Annotated in this window: 19 protein-coding genes and 1 pseudogene; 16 read left to right on the forward strand and 4 right to left on the reverse strand. The window is 48.2% G+C overall.

Features of this window, described 5'->3' with window-relative positions:
* Positions 1-7 precede the first annotated feature (7 nt).
* The 4 genes from BLW59_RS14075 (at position 8) to BLW59_RS14090 (ending at position 2,819) form a co-directional block, all read left to right on the forward strand.
* Positions 8-580, forward strand: a complete 573-nt coding sequence (locus tag BLW59_RS14075; RefSeq protein WP_074698288.1) for a cob(I)yrinic acid a,c-diamide adenosyltransferase — start codon at positions 8-10, stop codon at positions 578-580.
* Positions 581-701: 121 nt separating this feature from the next.
* Positions 702-1,544: a TIGR02452 family protein gene (locus tag BLW59_RS14080; RefSeq protein ID WP_029543757.1), complete on the forward strand. Its 843-nt coding sequence runs from the start codon at positions 702-704 to the stop codon at positions 1,542-1,544.
* Positions 1,545-1,555: 11 nt separating this feature from the next.
* Entirely contained in the window at positions 1,556-1,948 is a 393-nt protein-coding gene (gene tsaA, locus BLW59_RS14085; protein WP_074698289.1) for a tRNA (N6-threonylcarbamoyladenosine(37)-N6)-methyltransferase TrmO, read from the forward strand.
* A 121-nt stretch (positions 1,949-2,069) separates the two neighbouring features.
* Positions 2,070-2,819 carry a hypothetical protein gene (locus tag BLW59_RS14090; RefSeq protein ID WP_074698290.1) on the forward strand — a complete coding sequence of 250 codons (750 nt, stop codon included), beginning with the start codon at positions 2,070-2,072 and terminating at the stop codon, positions 2,817-2,819.
* 70 nt (positions 2,820-2,889) lie between these two features.
* Here the strand turns inward: BLW59_RS14090 and BLW59_RS14095 are convergent, their stop codons facing one another.
* The gene (locus BLW59_RS14095; RefSeq protein WP_074698291.1) at positions 2,890-3,384 is read right to left on the reverse strand and encodes a hypothetical protein; all 495 of its coding nucleotides are present in this window, start codon (positions 3,382-3,384) and stop codon (positions 2,890-2,892) included.
* Between the two features lie 181 nt (positions 3,385-3,565).
* Here BLW59_RS14095 and BLW59_RS14100 point away from each other — a divergent pair, with 181 nt between their 5' ends.
* The 7 genes from BLW59_RS14100 (at position 3,566) to BLW59_RS14130 (ending at position 10,867) form a co-directional block, all read left to right on the forward strand.
* Positions 3,566-3,922 (forward strand): TrbC/VirB2 family protein, encoded by a 357-nt coding sequence (locus BLW59_RS14100; protein ID WP_074698292.1) that lies wholly within the window; start codon positions 3,566-3,568, stop codon positions 3,920-3,922.
* Positions 3,923-3,934: 12 nt separating this feature from the next.
* Entirely contained in the window at positions 3,935-4,201 is a 267-nt protein-coding gene (locus BLW59_RS14105) for a VirB3 family type IV secretion system protein (protein ID WP_074698293.1), read from the forward strand.
* A gap of 9 nt (positions 4,202-4,210) precedes the next feature.
* Positions 4,211-5,206, forward strand: coding sequence for a hypothetical protein (locus BLW59_RS14110; RefSeq protein ID WP_074698294.1), 996 nt, complete (start codon positions 4,211-4,213; stop codon positions 5,204-5,206).
* Between the two features lie 13 nt (positions 5,207-5,219).
* On the forward strand, positions 5,220-7,736 hold the full coding sequence (locus BLW59_RS14115; RefSeq protein WP_081348549.1) for a hypothetical protein: 2,517 nt from the start codon (positions 5,220-5,222) through the stop codon (positions 7,734-7,736).
* Complete coding sequence (locus BLW59_RS14120; RefSeq protein ID WP_139283696.1) at positions 7,726-8,271, forward strand: lytic transglycosylase domain-containing protein; 546 nt, start codon at positions 7,726-7,728, stop codon at positions 8,269-8,271. Before BLW59_RS14115 ends, BLW59_RS14120 begins: the two co-directional genes overlap by 11 nt.
* 68 nt (positions 8,272-8,339) lie before the next feature.
* Positions 8,340-9,122, forward strand: a complete 783-nt coding sequence (locus BLW59_RS14125) for a hypothetical protein (protein ID WP_074698295.1) — start codon at positions 8,340-8,342, stop codon at positions 9,120-9,122.
* Between the two features lie 29 nt (positions 9,123-9,151).
* Entirely contained in the window at positions 9,152-10,867 is a 1,716-nt protein-coding gene (locus tag BLW59_RS14130; protein ID WP_074698296.1) for a type IV secretion system protein, read from the forward strand.
* A 115-nt stretch (positions 10,868-10,982) separates the two neighbouring features.
* Here BLW59_RS14130 and BLW59_RS14135 read toward each other — a convergent pair whose 3' ends face one another.
* Positions 10,983-11,219 (reverse strand): hypothetical protein, encoded by a 237-nt coding sequence (locus tag BLW59_RS14135; RefSeq protein ID WP_029543774.1) that lies wholly within the window; start codon positions 11,217-11,219, stop codon positions 10,983-10,985.
* 292 nt (positions 11,220-11,511) lie between these two features.
* On the opposite strand from BLW59_RS14135, the pseudogene BLW59_RS18215 reads away from it, so the two are divergent.
* The 5 genes and pseudogenes from BLW59_RS18215 to BLW59_RS14155 all read left to right on the forward strand — a co-directional run.
* Positions 11,512-11,859: pseudogene (locus BLW59_RS18215) on the forward strand (M23 family metallopeptidase); the annotation flags it as partial.
* 36 nt (positions 11,860-11,895) lie between these two features.
* Positions 11,896-13,176: a type IV secretion system protein gene (locus BLW59_RS18220; RefSeq protein WP_413778196.1), complete on the forward strand. Its 1,281-nt coding sequence runs from the start codon at positions 11,896-11,898 to the stop codon at positions 13,174-13,176.
* Positions 13,173-13,997 (forward strand): hypothetical protein, encoded by an 825-nt coding sequence (locus BLW59_RS14145; protein WP_074698298.1) that lies wholly within the window; start codon positions 13,173-13,175, stop codon positions 13,995-13,997. The genes BLW59_RS18220 and BLW59_RS14145 overlap by 4 nt, the downstream gene beginning before the upstream one ends.
* A 124-nt stretch (positions 13,998-14,121) precedes the next feature.
* Positions 14,122-14,388, forward strand: a complete 267-nt coding sequence (locus tag BLW59_RS14150) for a UPF0175 family protein (RefSeq protein WP_029543779.1) — start codon at positions 14,122-14,124, stop codon at positions 14,386-14,388.
* Positions 14,369-14,854, forward strand: a complete 486-nt coding sequence (locus BLW59_RS14155; RefSeq protein WP_074698299.1) for a DUF3368 domain-containing protein — start codon at positions 14,369-14,371, stop codon at positions 14,852-14,854. Before BLW59_RS14150 ends, BLW59_RS14155 begins: the two co-directional genes overlap by 20 nt.
* Positions 14,855-14,991: 137 nt before the next feature.
* On the opposite strand, the gene BLW59_RS14160 is transcribed toward BLW59_RS14155, so the two are convergent.
* Together BLW59_RS14160 and BLW59_RS14165 are read right to left on the reverse strand one after the other, a co-directional pair.
* Positions 14,992-15,282, reverse strand: a complete 291-nt coding sequence (locus BLW59_RS14160; RefSeq protein ID WP_318258630.1) for a DUF1653 domain-containing protein — start codon at positions 15,280-15,282, stop codon at positions 14,992-14,994.
* 97 nt (positions 15,283-15,379) lie between these two features.
* Positions 15,380-16,229 (reverse strand): IS256 family transposase (locus BLW59_RS14165; RefSeq protein WP_074698301.1); only part of this gene is annotated, 850 nt, incomplete at its 5' end.

Raw genomic sequence — 16,229 nt, forward strand, 5'->3', positions numbered from 1 at the left:
AATCGATATGCTTCAGGTTTATACAGGAAGCGGCAAAGGGAAGACCACAGCGGCTATAGGGATGGCTATTAGGTCTTTGGGGGCAGGCCTGAAAGTTTATATTATGCAGTTCATGAAGAGCCTTGCCTATAGTGAGCAGGAGGTGCTGAAAGGTCGATTCCCTGAGCTTGCATTAAGAACCAGCGGAAAACCGTTTTTTATTGCAGAAGAAGGTACATTGAGCAAGTCGCTGCAGGATAAGCTGGGTGACAGCGTAGTAATATTCCCAAAGGGAGAGCCGCCTCAGGACTATGTTGATCTAATTCGAAATGACTTTAAAGTGGTAGCTGAGATAATAACTTCAGGAAAATACGATTTGGTAATCCTGGATGAGCTCAATGTGGCCTTGCATTTTGGACTGATAGGAAGATACACTGTCGAAGAGCTGCTGGATAAGGTTCCGGGGAATGTTGAATTAGTTCTGACTGGAAGATGTGCTCCTGACTGGTTAATCGAGCGTGCTGATTTGGTGACAGAGATGAAGGAAGTCAAGCACTACTATGCTAAAGGTGTCGAGGCCCGTAAGGGCTTTGAATACTGATGCAGGTTCATCTAAAAGGTAGAATAGTTACATGTTCGTACGGAGGATAGAATGGAGAATGTAGAAGTATAGGGCTAGTTGGGCTTGAGGAATATACAGATAATATGTGAGGTGAAGAATCATGGCAAGCAGGGAAGATTTAGTGGAAATATTTGTGGACACGGCATACTGGTACAAGCATGATGAGAAGCTGGAAGCATCTATCAAGGAATCCATAACAGCAACTCAGTTTTATGAGGAAGTGGATAAGCCGAAAATACCTGGGAAGAGATTTGAGGATACTGTAGTATCTGTCAGCAAGTATCGCAGTTTGGAATCAGCCATGTTCTACCACAGGAAATTCCCTGAGGCCAGGATATGCGTCCATAACTTCGCCTCGGCGACCAATCCTGGTGGAGGTGTGAAGAAAGGGAGCAGGGCACAAGAAGAAGCCATCTGCCGATGCTCTACCCTGTATCCTGTGCTGGACACCAAAGAGAACTGGAGACGGTTCTATAAGTTCCACCAGGACAGGCATGATGCCAAGTATACGGATGCATGTATCTACACCCCTGATATTCTGATCATCAAGAGCGATACGGATGCCCCTAGAAGATTGCCGGAAGATAAGTGGTGCAAGGTGGATGTGATAACCTGTGCGGCCCCAAATCTCAGAGAACGACCTGGCAATGCTATGAATCCCAGTACAGGGGGGCAAGTTCACTTGTCTGATAAGGAACTGTTGGCTCTCCACGAGAAGAGGGGAAGGCATCTGTTGGCGGCGGCAGCGGAGCAGAAGGCGGAAATCATGATACTGGGCGCATTCGGTTGCGGAGCCTTCCAGAATGACCCTAAGGTAGTGGCAGCGGCTTATAAGAAGGTACTGGAAGATTTCCAGGGAGTATTTCGGGAAGTGCATTTTGCGGTTTACTGCAGCCCCAGGGATATGGCTAATTATGATACGTTCAAGAAAGTGCTGGGGTAGGGAGAAAGGGCATGGAGAGCATTGCATATACACCAATAGGCTATGTGAAATCGCCCTACACCAGCGGGGCGGATATGCCCAGATATTACACAGACAGCGGAGACATTACAGCTACATTGGAGATCCTGCCTGAGTACGGTGAGGCCATGCTAGGAGTAAAGCCTGGGATGAAGCTATTGATGCTGTTTCATTTCCATGAGGCAACTGAGCACAGCCTACAAGTGAGAAAGCGGGGCACAGGCCCTATGACGGGTGTGTTTGCCACCCGTAGTCCCAGACGGCCTAATCTGATAGGGGCTTCGGTCATCGAAGTTGTGAAGGTGGAGGGGAATTCAATCGAGTTTCTGGGAGTTGATGTACTGGATGAAACGCCGGTGCTGGATTTGAAGGTGCAGAAAGACTAAGGTTGTACTGCGTAATTAAGTGCGATTTTTGAAATATGAACATTGCAACGAAGTTATAAGGTGGGGGGTGGATAAAAGGAAAGAGGCATTATTGTTTTTGATACGAAAAGGGGGTAATAAAATGAACAATAATAAGAATATTTTTAGTTGGTTGATAAAGGCCTCGTTGATGCTATTTATTATTACATTCTTTACATTTACTTGGTCATTAGATGTGGAAGCGAGTGTTAATAAAATAAACTTAAATTATACTATTATGCCGTATGATTATGCCATGAGCCGCTTGAAAAACATTACAGGTAATTGGTATGATTCAAAAGGAAATCTTGTTCTGACAATAAATAATGGATATATAAATGGATGTAAAGTTATGGCATATTTGAGTGCTGGAGATGCTGGGGGATATCGAATAAAAGAGGAAAATGGTTATAGAGATATTGGATTGGTTATTGATCATAATAATTACAAGAAATTTTTGTATCTAGATGAAAGAATCGTTTTACGTCCAACCAAATATCCTCAATATGTTGAATCTATAAATGGTATGTATCTAGGGATGAGTATGGATGATTTATTAGAGAAATATGGCGAGCCTGATAGAAAAGAGAAAAAGGGAAAAGCTTTTCCATCTGAATGGTGGATATATAATGGGGCGTTTTCTGTGTTTTTTGTAGGAGATATGGCAAGTACTATAGTTTTACCATATGGTTCGACATTTACTTTTGATAAATGTGGGCTGAGTGCTAGAGATATGGAAAAGAGTTTTAGAAAGCACTATAAGGAATCAGCTAACTATGGTGCTGTTAAAATTGATGAAGGTGAATATATCGAATTTAAGAAAGGAACAGTAGAATTAACTGTATACAACTAACTTATAACAACGAGAGGCGTTCCAATGAGTAATTAGGAACGCCTCTCGTTGTTTTGCAGTTTTTTAGGAATTAGTCATAAAAGTCCATTCCGTAAGCAGCACGAAATAGAGCATTTGCGAAAGCTCGATTAGATTCACCTACTGATGTGTTTGGGGTTGTAACATCCTTTTCCCATACTCCATTTCTGCGGGTAAAGGTTTCACGTTTTTTGTAATTGAATTGTATTTCAACAAATACAGGGTCAAGTATCTTGCCTTCTTGATTGTTATAAAATCTTGCAAAGCTACCTGCTATTACATATAAAGGAGGATTATATTCATATACGTTAACAGTTCTTTTGTCGAGATATGAACTGACTCCCGAATGTGTATAAACATATTCGTAGTTATAGTCGTGTTTATAAGGATCCTTTTGGGCCAAACAATTATATGAATTAAAAAAAGAAAGTGCCAAGATGATAAATGTGATTTTTAAGAATGTGTGCATACTTAAATTAACATGCATATACTGAATTCTTGGAAGAGAAATGTGGGAATTAATTGTAGTTTTCAACAGATATAACATTTTATTTCCTCCTTTAAGAATGCACGTGAAATACCTGACTATATATTATATCGAGATTTATAAAAAAAATTAAATATATGCCACAAGTTTGCAACTTGCAAGTTTGTGGCATTTTTTTTTCTCACCAATCTACAATGAGAAGCAGAGGAATATTTTCAGAATTGTATAGGGAGGAATTACCATGAACGGGAAAAAACTTGCAGTCAAGGCAATTCGTAGCGGGTGGCAGCTTATTAGGGGGAACAAGGGGACATTCATGTGTATGGGGCTGATGATGGTTTCCAGCCAGTGCTTCGCCTCTACTACTATGCCCTGGGACAGCGGCATTGAGAGTCTGAAGTCCAATCTCACAGGGCCACTGCCCCGGGCCGGGGCGGTCATTTCTATTGCTGCCGGGGGCACCCTCTACGCTCTGGGGCAGAGCGATGTGTCCCGTCTGGCCATGAAGGGGGCTTTCGGCACTGCCATCGCCTGTGGTGCAGCTACCTTGGCAGGGCTGTTCGGTGCGGATAGCGTCAGCGGCTGCCTTTTCTTTTAAGAGGTGGCTGGTGTGGCTGAGGAAAAACGGCAGATGGAGTTCAAACTGCCCTTGTTTGCGGCACTGACGGAGCCGGTGCTGCTCATGGGTGCTCCACCTGCCATGATAGTGTTCAACCTTTGTCTGGCGGGGATTTTTGTCCTTTCTTTTCATTTCTTTTGGGTCATCCCCTTGAATATTGCCATACATGGAGCGGTTATCTACGTGACCAAGCAGGATGCGGATGCTTTCTACTGTCTACGCAGCTATATGCAGCAGAAGAGGAACTACAATACTTAGGAGGCAGCTATGCTGGAAGATTACAGGCTGGATTTCGGTAAGCCCCATACCTGGCTCTGCTGGGGAGGGCTTATTCTGCCTGAGGTGGTGAGGAATAAGGACTGCTCCCTCATGGGCTTTATCAGATATGGCAGGGAGAGTCGCGAGGGGAAGCTGGAAATGGATTTCCCAGAGAGCTGGGCAGTCTGGCTGGATGTCCATCATCTACGTGGAGAAGAGTCCAAGACCCTTTGCCTCTTGTGGAATCCAATTTGGCAGGACGATAATCACAAGACGACCAAGGGCCTCAAGGGGGAGTCGGTGGCTATTGAGACAGCGCCTGAGTATTTTCAGGAAGTGCTGACTGGATTGGCCAGGCAGATTGTCGGTTTCAGACCGGGAAGTCGTGTGCTGAGGCTGGAGGAAGTGCTGTCCTATCTCAAAACTGCCTTGCAGATGGAAATCTCTGAGGTTTCCATGCCTGAGGTGCCTTTGTATCTTGATGCAATTCTGTCAAGGGACATGGAAATGAAGCTCTATTCCCCTGTCAGTAAGGACAAGAACAGGCTCACAGTCAAAGGCAAGGAGATTGTGGTGGCAAGCCTCAAGGATACCTTGCGGGAGAGCCGTCTGGATCTGGTGCTGGGCGCTTTTCGTGAGATGAATTACAGATTCTGCCGCCGTGTTCTGCTCATGTCTGAGGACAGGTTGGAGAAGGAACTACGGGGACTGACTCGGGAGTGGTGCAGCCAGAGAAAGAGTATGGCTGACTATATGCTGGGTAAACAACAAGGGACTGGTGGGCTGGTGAGTGAAATGCTCATCTTTGCCATTGATGCAGAGGAGCTGGCTGTTCGTCAGGAATATATCAAGCAAATTCTGGAGGCAGTGGAGCTTCCCTATGTGCTGGAAGACTACAACCGCAAATCATGTTGGTGGGGAAGTCTGCCGGGGATGTTCCGTGCCGGTGGGAAAATATGGCCCAGGAAGGTTGCTTCCTGGGAGGATTTCTTATGTCTGGGCTGAAGGGGGGAGTTGAGTGTATAAGCTGGATTTATTTGAGACGAAGGGCAGTGCTGGCTCACTCCCTTTTATTTTTGGCAGGGGGAGCAGCAAGCTTTCTCATTTGATGCCCTATGGAATGCTCACAGAACTGGGTGGTGTAGGTTTATCTATCAACAAGAATGGCTCCCTGATGACGGTTTGGAAATATCGTGGTCCAGATCTTGATAGTGCCCTGCAGGAGCATCTGGCTGTCATTACAGCCCAGCTTAATAGTGCACTGATGGTGTTAGGGTCTGGCTGGGTACTTTATATGGAAGCCCAGCGACTGCCGGATGCCAATTATGACCGGGATGTGTGTTTTCCCGATGCTGTCACTGGTCTTATTGACGAGGTGCGCAGAGAAAACTTCACCTCTGGCAGGTTCTTTCGCTCGGAATACTACTTCTCCTTATGCTGGCTGCCCCCAAGTGACAACGAGGGAAGAATCAAGTCCATGCTCATGGAGGGTCATGAGGAGCATACTGCCTCTGTGGAAGAAAATCTGGAAGATTTCATGGAAATGGCTGATGGAATGTGCAGGATTTTCCGGGAACTAGAGATACCTGCCAAGCTTCTGGACAAGAACGGGTTGGCCACATATCTCCATAGCTGTGTGTCAGATTCAGGGAGAAATATCAGGCCGCCGGAGGATGCTTTCTGTGACAGTTATCTCTATGACGCTGATCTGGTGGGAGGCAACTCCCCAAAGCTTGGCAGGAAGTATCTGAAGGTGATTGTGCCCAAGGCTTATCCCAAGTCCAGCCTTTTTGGCATGCTCAATGGTCTCAATAGGTTGAACTTTCCATATAGGTGGGTTACGAGATATTTCCTGCTGGACAAGTCTGAGGCGGTTTCCAAGCTGGATACCAGAAAGACCAGGTGGAAAGGGAAGATGGAGTACTTCTCATCCACCGTCAAGCGTCTTATTTTCAACACGCCTCCCCAGCCCAGCGATATCAATGAAAATGCTGTGGAGAAAGTGGATGAGGTTCAGGCTGCTCTCCGCAGTGTGGATGCAGGGGATGTGGGCTATGGTTTTTACTCCACGGAAGTTGTTATTGCTGAGGAGGATTACGAGAAAGCCTGTCTCTATGCCAAGGCCGTAGAGGATGTTTTCAAGGGTCAGGCTATGAAGCCCCAGGTGGAAAATGTTGGCTCGGTGGATGCCTGGCTTGGCAGTCTGCCGGGAAACTTCCACCATTACTGTCGCAGGATTTATGCTTCCACTGGTAATCTCATACATATGATGCCACTGTCAGATATTTGGCCGGGACAGAAGAGATGTGAGCATTTGGGCGGCCCGTCACTACTCTATACCAGAAGTGATGGTGCAACGCCATTCAGGCTGAATCTCCATGTTGGGGACGTAGGTCATACTCTGGTGGTGGGGCCTACAGGTGCGGGCAAATCTGTCCAGCTCAACATGATGGCGGCGCAGTTTCGGAAGTACAATGGAGCGCAGATCTTCATCTTTGACAAAGGCGGCTCCAGCAGGATCCTCACGGAAGCCGTAGGTGGCAGGTATTTTGACCTGGCCAGCAGTCGCAATGGATTGTCCTTTCAGCCACTGGCTGACATTGACGATGATGATGAGCGTATGTGGGCCGTGGGCTGGATAACGGATTATCTGGAGTCTGTCCATGTGGAAGTCACGCCGGAGCTGACAAAGTATATTTCGGAAGCACTGGCTTCCATGCGGGCTTTGCCTAAGCAGCACAGGACAATGCTCACGCTATGTACAAGCATTCAGAATCAGGAGCTTAAGACAGCCCTCAGGCCGCTCACTATTGAGGGTGATTATGGCAGTATCTTTGATGCCTCTGCCGATGATCTTGATTTCTCATCCTGGCAGGTCTTTGAGATGGAAAGTCTCATGAACAACACGCCTAAGATTGTGGGGACAACGCTACTGTATATCTTCCACCGTATTGAAGGAGAGATTAAGAAGGACGAGAGGCCTTGCCTATTGGTGTTGGATGAAAGCTGGGTGTTCCTGGACAATCCCCAGTTTGCCTCTAAAATCCGGGAATGGCTGAAGGTGCTGCGCAAGTCCAATACCTCCGTGGTGTTTGCCACCCAAAGTCTGGCGGACATTGTAGCCAGTCCCATTGTGGCAACTATTTTGGAATCTTGCCCTACAAGGATTTTCCTGCCCAATAAGGATGCTTTGGACGATACCAGAACTGGGGCAGACAAGCCGAGCATGCGAGAGATGTATATGTCCTTCGGCCTCAACGAGCAGCAGATCATGATGCTTGCCAAGGCCATTCCAAAACGGGAATACTACTACACATCGCCACTGGGCAACCGCATCTACTCTCTGGATTTAAGCTCATTGGAGTTGGCACTGGTTGGAGTAAGGACTGAGGATTTAAGGACGTGTGAGGCCATGATAAGAGAAGATGGACATCAAAATTTTGCAGTCAGATGGCTGAGATACAAGGGCCTGGATGGCTATGCCCGACGACTGGAGAAACTGGCAGGCCGGAAGGAGGAGAAAATTGGCGTTTAGGATACTTGCTGTCATGCTCGGTTTTGTGATGTTGATGGGGCTGGCCAAGCCTCAGCAGGTGCTGGCCTATAATGATTCAGAGATTGTTTATAGCGAAGTGGCAGGAAAGCTGGGACAGTCTGATGAGGCTGCCTGGCTGACGGAGGCCATTCTCTATGCGGGAGATTTGTATGGCGTGGATCCGCTTCTGCTGACAGCGGTTATGGAAGCAGAAAGCGGTTTTTCCATGAGCAGTGTTTCTCCTGCGGGAGCCTGTGGCTATATGCAGCTGATGCCTGGTACAGCAGCCAGCCTTGGGGTTGACCGCTATAATCCATTGGAAAATGTGCTGGGGGGAGCCTCATATTTACGCACGCAGATGGATCGCTTTGCTGGGGATGGTGATTATGGCTTGACTGAAGCAGTGGCTGCCTATAATGCCGGGGGAGGTGCCATAGAGAAGTATGGTGGTGTGCCTCCCTATGGTGAGACCATAAGCTACCTGGGAAGGATTGGCGAAATATATAGCTGGCTGCTGGCACTGGCAGAGGAATAGATTGACTTGATAACACTGCGGTAATAGGGCAGTTAAATTGATTTGACAGAATGCGGGGAGGGCTGAATGTGCTTGGATTGAAGAACAGATTTAAAAAGAGCAGTGTGGCTGTGATGGCGGCTTTGTCTCTCCTGTGCGTGACACCTAGGGCCGAGGCTGCGGTGCTGGTGTATGATGCAGAAAATGTGGCTCAGGCTATCAAGACGGCCATCACAACGGCTAATATTCTCACCAATGAGGAAAAGCAGCTGCTCCTGATGATACTCAACATGAAGAAGCTGGATGCCAACAGTCTCCTGAAGTATCTCTCCAATATGGCCTCAATTGAGCGTTATCCTTTGGATGAGAAGGAAGCGCAAATAGGCGTGCTCTCCACCAAGGGCACCACAGATTCTTTCTGGCAGCAGAACTTCAGGAATATCGAGTCTGTCATCAATGGCAGGATGACAGTTATGGATGCATATTATGCGGGGCAGGCTGCTTACAAGGCAGAAGCTGATACCAACAACGATACTGTAAGGTCGGCCAGGCTGACTCAGGATATGGCAGACAAGCTGTCTGAGCAGACCATGGAAGCCTTGGAAAGCTCACAGAAGGCAGAGGGTAATCTGCAGGCTGTACAGGCCAATACACAGGTGTTGGGGGCAGGAGTTATGTCCCTGATACAGAGCAATAACCTGCTGGGCAGCATGACAGCAGCCCAGGCGGTGAAGTACCAAAGGGAATTGCAGGAAGAGGTCACAGCCAAGCGTATCAATGAGAGTACGGCTGAGAAACTGGCAGAGCGGGTGAAGAATTGCAGGATGCAGCCTATGAGCTCTGAGGATTTCCGGCGGAAGATGGGCTATTGATAGTGGGGTGTGAAGATAGGTGAGTATGGATGAGAAAATATAACCTGATTCCTTTGCTGGCCATGGCTGCATGGCTGATGCTGCCGGATGCGGCCATGGCTGCGGATTCCAGTGCTCTGGCCTGGCGGACTCCTTTGCAAGCATTGCGGGATAACATTACGGATACCTTTGTCCCCGCGGTACTAAATATCATGATTGCTGTCACGGGTCTCATGGTTGTGTTTGGGGATTCAAATCACAAGCGGTTTCTGAACGTTGTGCTGGGGACAGCCATGGCGGCACAGATCTTCTACGCACTGCAGGCTTTCGGTCTTGGCAGCATCTTGAATCCGGCGGTGTCTGTGGTGGTAAGTCCTGTGGATCTGACCTCCATCCAGATAACGGACAATGTTGAGGATTTTAATCCTCTCAGTGGCTTCATGCGTGAGTTCATCAAGATTATTGACAGAGGTTCCACTGTACTGGTGGGCTATGCCCTGGAACTGATGGGCTTTCTGGTGGTCATAGATGTGGCCATTGCTTTGGTGCTGGGACTGGCCAATGAGGATAAGATTCGCTATATCGTGGTCATGGTGCTGAAAGTTGGCTTCTTCATGTTCCTCATCGAGAACTGGGTGGGGGGCAGCTACCAGATTACCCACGCCATTATGTCAAGCTTTGAGAAACTGGGCTTCCTGGCTTCAGGCACCGGCAATATGTATCTGCCGGACAGCATCATCCAGAATAGCATGACCTCATTCAGTGCCATCTGGGGCAATATTTCCTTGTTGGGCATGTCCAGTCTTGGGGCATTGATTGGGGATCTCGTCATTGCTTTCACTGTGCTGATCACAACTTTCCTCACCGGCGTGGAAATGTTTATGGCCCGGATTGAATTCTGGACGGTGTCTCTGATTACTGTGATACTGTTGCCTTTTGCTATGCATGAGCGGACAAGTTTCCTGGCGGAGAAGGCCATAGGAGCAGTATTTTCGCTGGGGATCAAGGTGGCGGTCATCGCTTTTTTGACGGCAGTGACTTGTCCGCTCTTGGCGACTTTCTCCAAACAGATCAGCGACCAGGCGGCTGCCAATGAGGATTTGTTGGAGCTTAGTGCTTTGTTGCAGCTGATGCTGGCCTGTATTGTAGTCTGCATCATGGTTAAGCGTATACCTCAGCTGGCTCAGGGGCTTATCTCTGGCAGCCCCTCCCTGACATCAGGTGATTTCTATGACACCGCGCCTAGTCCGATGAGGATGACTTCCAAAGCTTTGGCTACGGCTGGTGCTGCTTACGGCACCTATAAGATGGCCACCAATATGCAGGGCGGCGGTACGGCTCTCAAAGCTGACGGAAATACTTCCTGGCTGTCACAGTCAGCGGGAACATTGAAGAACATGGCTTCTATTCAGTGGAACAGTCGTAATCCATTCCTGGCGCAGGAACGAGAGGCAGAGCAGGGTGTGCGGTATATGTACAGCATGATGGCCAACAGCAAGGATATTGATGACACTGCCCATGGCAGGAATGACCAGTATGATGAGCAGGGGAATCTATCCCATGACCACCTGTATGCTGCCACCAATCAGAAGTACGGCGCGAAGAACAGGGATGGCAGCACTGTGCAGGACAGCCGGGGCACCAACCTTACTCATGGCTGGACTCCTGCTCCCAAGACGGAAGAGCAGAGGGACAGGCAGGAAGCAGAGAAAATCAATGCCATCTATGACAGCTTCAATGGCAAATTCAACAAGAATAGGCATTGAGTATGCAAAAAGAAGTGGTGCAGGGATGCATCACTTCTTTTGTAGGGGGATATGGAATTGGGAAGGGATAAATGTAGTTTTAAGGACTTTGATAGACTTGATGCTGGATTTGGGGTCAGCGGACGTATCTGGTGTCAAAGCCCAGGTAGTTGCCGTGCTCATCCCAGGTGTGGCCGTAGCCCTGTCCACGGGTGCAGTGACGGCTGAAGGGATGACGGCCCCAGATATCGTAGAAAAGGAAGTCTATGATGTCGCAGAAGGCCAGGCGGACAAGGAAGAAAAGGAACATGCCGCCGAAGAATAGCAGGGCCAGGGCTGCTATAGCAAAAAGGGAGAGAAGTATGATTTTCATGGGGCACCTCCTGTGAAATGATGATCAAAGGTGTGACTGCGCCCTCAAAACTACACGCATGAATTGTGCTGTTATGAGGGTCAATGTATTATGCAAGTCCGCATTGGGCTTTGACTTAAAAGAACGTATATTCTATATCTTAGCATAGTTGGAGGGAAAAGTCTGGCTTATGATGTTAATAAAGTGGTTAATTTTTGCGGTCTGCTTTTCTCTTGAGATAGCAATGGGAATGGGGCTGGCAGAGGCTGCGGGCTATCACAGCATGATGAATCCCGTGGAGGGGGAGCTGGAGGTAACTTCGGACTTTGGCTGGCGTACCCATCCTATTTATGGTACTCAGAAGTTTCATTCCGGCATAGATTTTGGCTATGACTATGGCATGCCCGTCCATGCGGCTGCTGAAGGTGTGGTCACCACGGCGGGCTGGGTCAGCGGTTATGGGTATCTGGTGGCCATTGACCACGGTGGCAGTCTGGAAACTCTCTACGGCCACAATGAGATGCTGGCAGTAACTCCAGGACAAACGGTGAAGATAGGGCAGGTTATCGCCTATGCCGGTTCAACGGGCAATTCTACAGGGCCACATTGTCACTTCGAAGTACGGCTCAATGGGGAGCCTGTGAATCCCTGGGATTATCTCTCCGGCTCACCTCCCTTCGGGGCTGACGGAATGATGATGGACGGGGACACGGTGGCTGTGAATTATGATGCCTACTATGATTTCTGCAAGCCCATCCGTGACATGGAGGAGAAGATTGCCGAGGTTTGTACCAAGGGGCTGTCTATCATACAGGATAGTTTAAGGTGGCTGTTCTGGGCACTGATGACTATAGATATTGCTCTGCTGGGACTGGGGATGCTTTTGGGAGAAGACAGGAGCGGCATATATATCAGCAGGTGGCTGGCTGCCAAGTGCCTGTTTTATGGCTTCCTGACCTACATATTCTGGCATTGGGGTGACCTGGCCAATATCCTGCGGGATTACTTTGTGACTATGGGAGCCTTTGGGGCGGGGAGCAGCTATGCTGAAGCTGGGAAAATCCTCTCTGACCCTTCGGCCATTGTAGAAATTGGGGCAAGATATGTAGGGCCGGTCTTTGAGTATCTTGGCACCATGTGGGGCATCAGCCTTATTTACCATCTGCCTACTGTACTGCTGTGTCTGTTGACCATTATCTGTGTGCTGGTTTGCTTCTTTTATCTGGGCATTGAGATTGGTCTCAGCTATATAGAGTTTTACTGCACGGCACTGTTTAGCCTGATCAGCTTCAGCTTTACTCCCTTTCAGGGGACACGGAGCTTTGGCGGCAATGCTGTAACAGGTCTAGTCATGAGCACTGTGAAGCTCATGGTGATGACCATTACAGCCTTGCTGCTGGTGATGGCTTTGCAGGATTCGGTGCCCGAGGACTACTTTGACACATCGAAAGAAGTGGTTGCCTCTGGGGGAGATTTCCACTCTGTGGAGGAATTTGCCGCAGCCATCCGGCAGGTGGAAACGGGAGGATGTGAAGTTCCCTATCACACGCCATCGGCAGATGGCTATGGTTATGGAGCCTATCAGATCAGCTACAGCAACTGGGAGAGTTGGTGCGAGGAGGCTGGCATCAGCCCAGCCCCGGATATGCCCTGGCCTCCTGAGGTGCAGGACATTGTGGCCAAGCATAAAATGCAGACTCTATACGAACAGTATGGCAGCTGGCACGATGTTGCTATTGTTTGGAATGCTGGCTCTGTGGTGTCCTGGGATGAGGACTACTGGCAGAAGGTGGCAAACAGCAACGGAGGCACCAGAGTGGAGAAGACTATCAAGCTGGTGGTGCTGCTGAAGCTGATGTTGGTGGCAGTCTTTGCCATGATATTTGCTCATGGCGTAGTGAAGACAATCATGGAGCTATTTTCAGGCATTGGTTTCAGGTTTAAGAATCAGGGCATAATAAGGGGGTTCAGGATATGAGGTTCAAGAGATTGGCTGTTTCCTGTGGGTTGGTTTTGTCGTTACTGCTTGCTGGAGTGGCTGAAGCCCGCACGGTTCCCGGGGTGGATGAGCCTTATGACCCGGCGAATTACTACAGCAAGGAGAGCATTTCCTATGCTGACAGCAAGCCCTCTGTATTTGCCCTGCGGGAGCTGATGCAGGGGACGGTTTACGACTATAAAAGGCATATGAAAAGCATTGATTCCGGGGGAGATTTCGAGAAATGGCTGGCAACTCTGGTGGAAGAGAATATGAAATGGCTCATAGATATGCTTGGGCTGGGAGATAAGGGAACGTCTGTCCTGGCTGAGTTTGGGGGAATCAACCAGAAGGATTTTGGCCCGTTGGATTGGGCTGGAGGCAATAGTATCTTTCTAAACGATGGTAGCCAGTGGATAAGGACGAAAAAGGATGGTGGTGAGAGATTTTCCTGGTTGTCCGACACTTACAGGGAGGGCGTAGAAAATGCCAGACTGAATCAGGATGACATGGAGAAGCGAATGGAGCTTATAGAAACAGTACTTGAAAACTCCCAGGAGGCAGAGGGGAATATGGAGGCCATGCAGTCAGATACAGAAATGCAGGGGCTGATGAATAATGAGATGGAGAGGCGCAGCCATATGCTCGCCAACCTGGGACTGGTGCAGTCAGCCAGGGAAAGATCGAAGCTGGATGAGGACAGGCGGGCCATGGTAGCTGAAGAGCGGGTCATGACCTTCAGAGTGAGGAACAGGAACAACATGACGGAGCAGGACAGGGCTGTGGGAGTAAAGGAGAGGCAGGGCTTCAAGGATTTCTGAGTGGTCTAAGCTGATTTTGTGGCTAGGACAGAACTGGGTGGAAAAAATAGCCTCCCTGTGCTAGAATTTAAACATAGGGAGGCTATTTTACAAAGGTTGATTGCTTGATAAGGAGTGGGGTACCATGTGCCAGGTAGCCATAAATATACCAGAAGCAGTATTGTTTGATAAATGTCTCACACAGGTGAAAGCTGAACAGATGGCAAAAAAGGCGGTAGCTCTTTATTGCTATGTAAATATGGATGTTTCTATAGGTTATTGCTCAGAAATAGCTGGGATGACAGAAGAAGAGTTCCTGCGTTTTTTAGGTGAGAATAAAGTTTCCGTGTTCAATTTTGATGATGAAGAAGAGTTCTTGCAGGAGCTGGAAAATGCAGAAAGTCATTGTTAATTCAACCCCTATGATAATTCTAAGCAAAATAGGACAGATAGATGTTTTGCATACTTTGTTTGGTGAAATCATCATTCCACAGGCAGTATATGATGAAATTATTTATAAGTCCGATGATGCTTGTCGGGTTGTCAAGGAGACTGATTGGATAAAGGTGGCAAATATCAGTGATACGGCTGATAGGAGCATGTATAAATCAAAGCTCCATGATGGAGAGGTAGAAGTAATGATCTTGGCACAAGAGGAGAATGGTGATGTGCTTGTCATCATTGATGACAATACCGCCAAGAAAACTGCCAAGTATCTGGGCTTGAAGGTGACAGGAACATTAGGGGTACTGCTCATAGCAAAAAGAAGAGGCCATATTGATAGTGTCAAGGCAGTCATTGACTTGATGAAAAGTCACGGTTTTTTTGTCAGTGAGAGAATAGAGTCTATGGCACTAAAAGCAGCTGGTGAAATTTAATCGAAATTCGGCACTTATACATTATGCCGATTTTTAAGAGCGAATGAATGAAAAAGAGACTTTGACGTTCCATTCTGCCATATAGGCGGGGTGGGGGTCAAAGTCTCTTTTATTCTAATGGGGCCTTCTCCGGCTGACTATTCCTGGCGTTCAATAAGTTCAAAACGGTATTTCTGAGTGACCTCAGGGTATTTATGGTGATCAACCTCGCTCATGAACATCTCCAGGGGACGGCAGTAGACGCCATAATCGCCGTAAAGAGCCCGGTATACTACCATTTGCTCGCCGGTTTCTGTGTGCAGGACGGGACATTCGGCAATCTCATAAAGCTTATTTTTGAAATGGCGGTAGATTTCACCGTGCCGGGGGAGGTTGCGTGAAAGAGCGTTGAGGCTGTCCCAAATTCTGTGTAAACTCCATATCGTGATGTAAAATTGTTATTAAAACAAGAGGCTTAAGCCCTTGTCACTAATACAAAACATATTTCTCTCTGCACGTCAAGAAATCCTTGAACGTGCAGATTTTTTATTCCGGAAGCCTGTCTTCATAATAGACGGCCAGCTGGGCATGGATAATGCTCCAATCCTGGCGGCGGCCTGTCCATTTCTTCGTTATATCTATCATGGCAAGATAGAGCATTTTCAGCAGACTGTCATCTGTCGGGAATACGGACTTGGACTTCGTCACCTTACGGAGCTGGCGGTTGAAGCCTTCTATGGTATTGGTGGTATAGATAAGTCGCCTGAGTTCAGGCGGGTACTTGAAATAGGTGCTGAGATTCGCCCAGTTGTCGCGCCAGGACTGGGAAATCTTGGGGTATTTCTTGTCCCACCTGTCGGAGAAACGCTCCAGCGCTGCCGTGGCAGAACCTTCATCAGGAGCGGCGTAAACCTCTTTCAGGTCAGCCATAAGCTCCTTCAAATCCTTGTAGCTCACGTACTTGCTGGAATTGCGGAGCTGGTGGATTATGCAGTTCTGCACCTCTGTCTTGGGAAACACTGCCTCTATTGCAGCGGAAAAGCCCGTGAGGTTGTCGGTACAGGCAATGAGGATGTCTTCTACGCCACGGTTCCTCATGCTGTTCAGAACACCGGCCCAAAATTTGGCACTCTCGTTTTCGCCTACCCACATGCCCAATACGTCCTTGTGGCCCTCAAGGTTGATGCCAATGGCAATGTAGACGGCTTTCTTGACGATCTGACCTTCACTACGCACATGGTAATGGATAGCATCCATAAATACCACGGCATACAGGCTTTCCAGAGGCCGCTGCTGCCATTCCCTGGCGAGAGGAAGCACCTTGTCCGTTATGCGGCTGATGGTCGTATCTGAAACAGAAAGGCCATAGATATCCTGAATGTGGCTTTCTATATCG

This window comes from Selenomonas sp. KH1T6, assembly GCF_900108415.1.
In the GTDB taxonomy this organism is placed as follows: Bacteria; Bacillota; Negativicutes; order Selenomonadales; family Selenomonadaceae; genus Selenomonas_B; species Selenomonas_B ruminantium_A.

Bases quoted from the DNA above. Each gene is read 5' to 3' on its own strand.
- BLW59_RS14075 (WP_074698288.1), top strand. From the start codon at position 8: ATGCTTCAGGTTTATACAGGAAGCGGCAAAGGGAAGACCACAGCGGCT.
- BLW59_RS14080 (WP_029543757.1), top strand. From the start codon at position 702: ATGGCAAGCAGGGAAGATTTAGTGGAAATATTTGTGGACACGGCATAC.
- tsaA (WP_074698289.1), top strand. From the start codon at position 1,556: ATGGAGAGCATTGCATATACACCAATAGGCTATGTGAAATCGCCCTAC.
- BLW59_RS14090 (WP_074698290.1), top strand. From the start codon at position 2,070: ATGAACAATAATAAGAATATTTTTAGTTGGTTGATAAAGGCCTCGTTG.
- BLW59_RS14095 (WP_074698291.1), bottom strand. From the start codon at position 3,384: ATGTTATATCTGTTGAAAACTACAATTAATTCCCACATTTCTCTTCCA.
- BLW59_RS14100 (WP_074698292.1), top strand. From the start codon at position 3,566: ATGAACGGGAAAAAACTTGCAGTCAAGGCAATTCGTAGCGGGTGGCAG.
- BLW59_RS14110 (WP_074698294.1), top strand. From the start codon at position 4,211: ATGCTGGAAGATTACAGGCTGGATTTCGGTAAGCCCCATACCTGGCTC.
- BLW59_RS14130 (WP_074698296.1), top strand. From the start codon at position 9,152: ATGAGAAAATATAACCTGATTCCTTTGCTGGCCATGGCTGCATGGCTG.
- BLW59_RS14135 (WP_029543774.1), bottom strand. From the start codon at position 11,219: ATGAAAATCATACTTCTCTCCCTTTTTGCTATAGCAGCCCTGGCCCTG.
- BLW59_RS18220 (WP_413778196.1), top strand. From the start codon at position 11,896: ATGGACGGGGACACGGTGGCTGTGAATTATGATGCCTACTATGATTTC.
- BLW59_RS14145 (WP_074698298.1), top strand. From the start codon at position 13,173: ATGAGGTTCAAGAGATTGGCTGTTTCCTGTGGGTTGGTTTTGTCGTTA.
- BLW59_RS14150 (WP_029543779.1), top strand. From the start codon at position 14,122: ATGTGCCAGGTAGCCATAAATATACCAGAAGCAGTATTGTTTGATAAA.
- BLW59_RS14155 (WP_074698299.1), top strand. From the start codon at position 14,369: ATGCAGAAAGTCATTGTTAATTCAACCCCTATGATAATTCTAAGCAAA.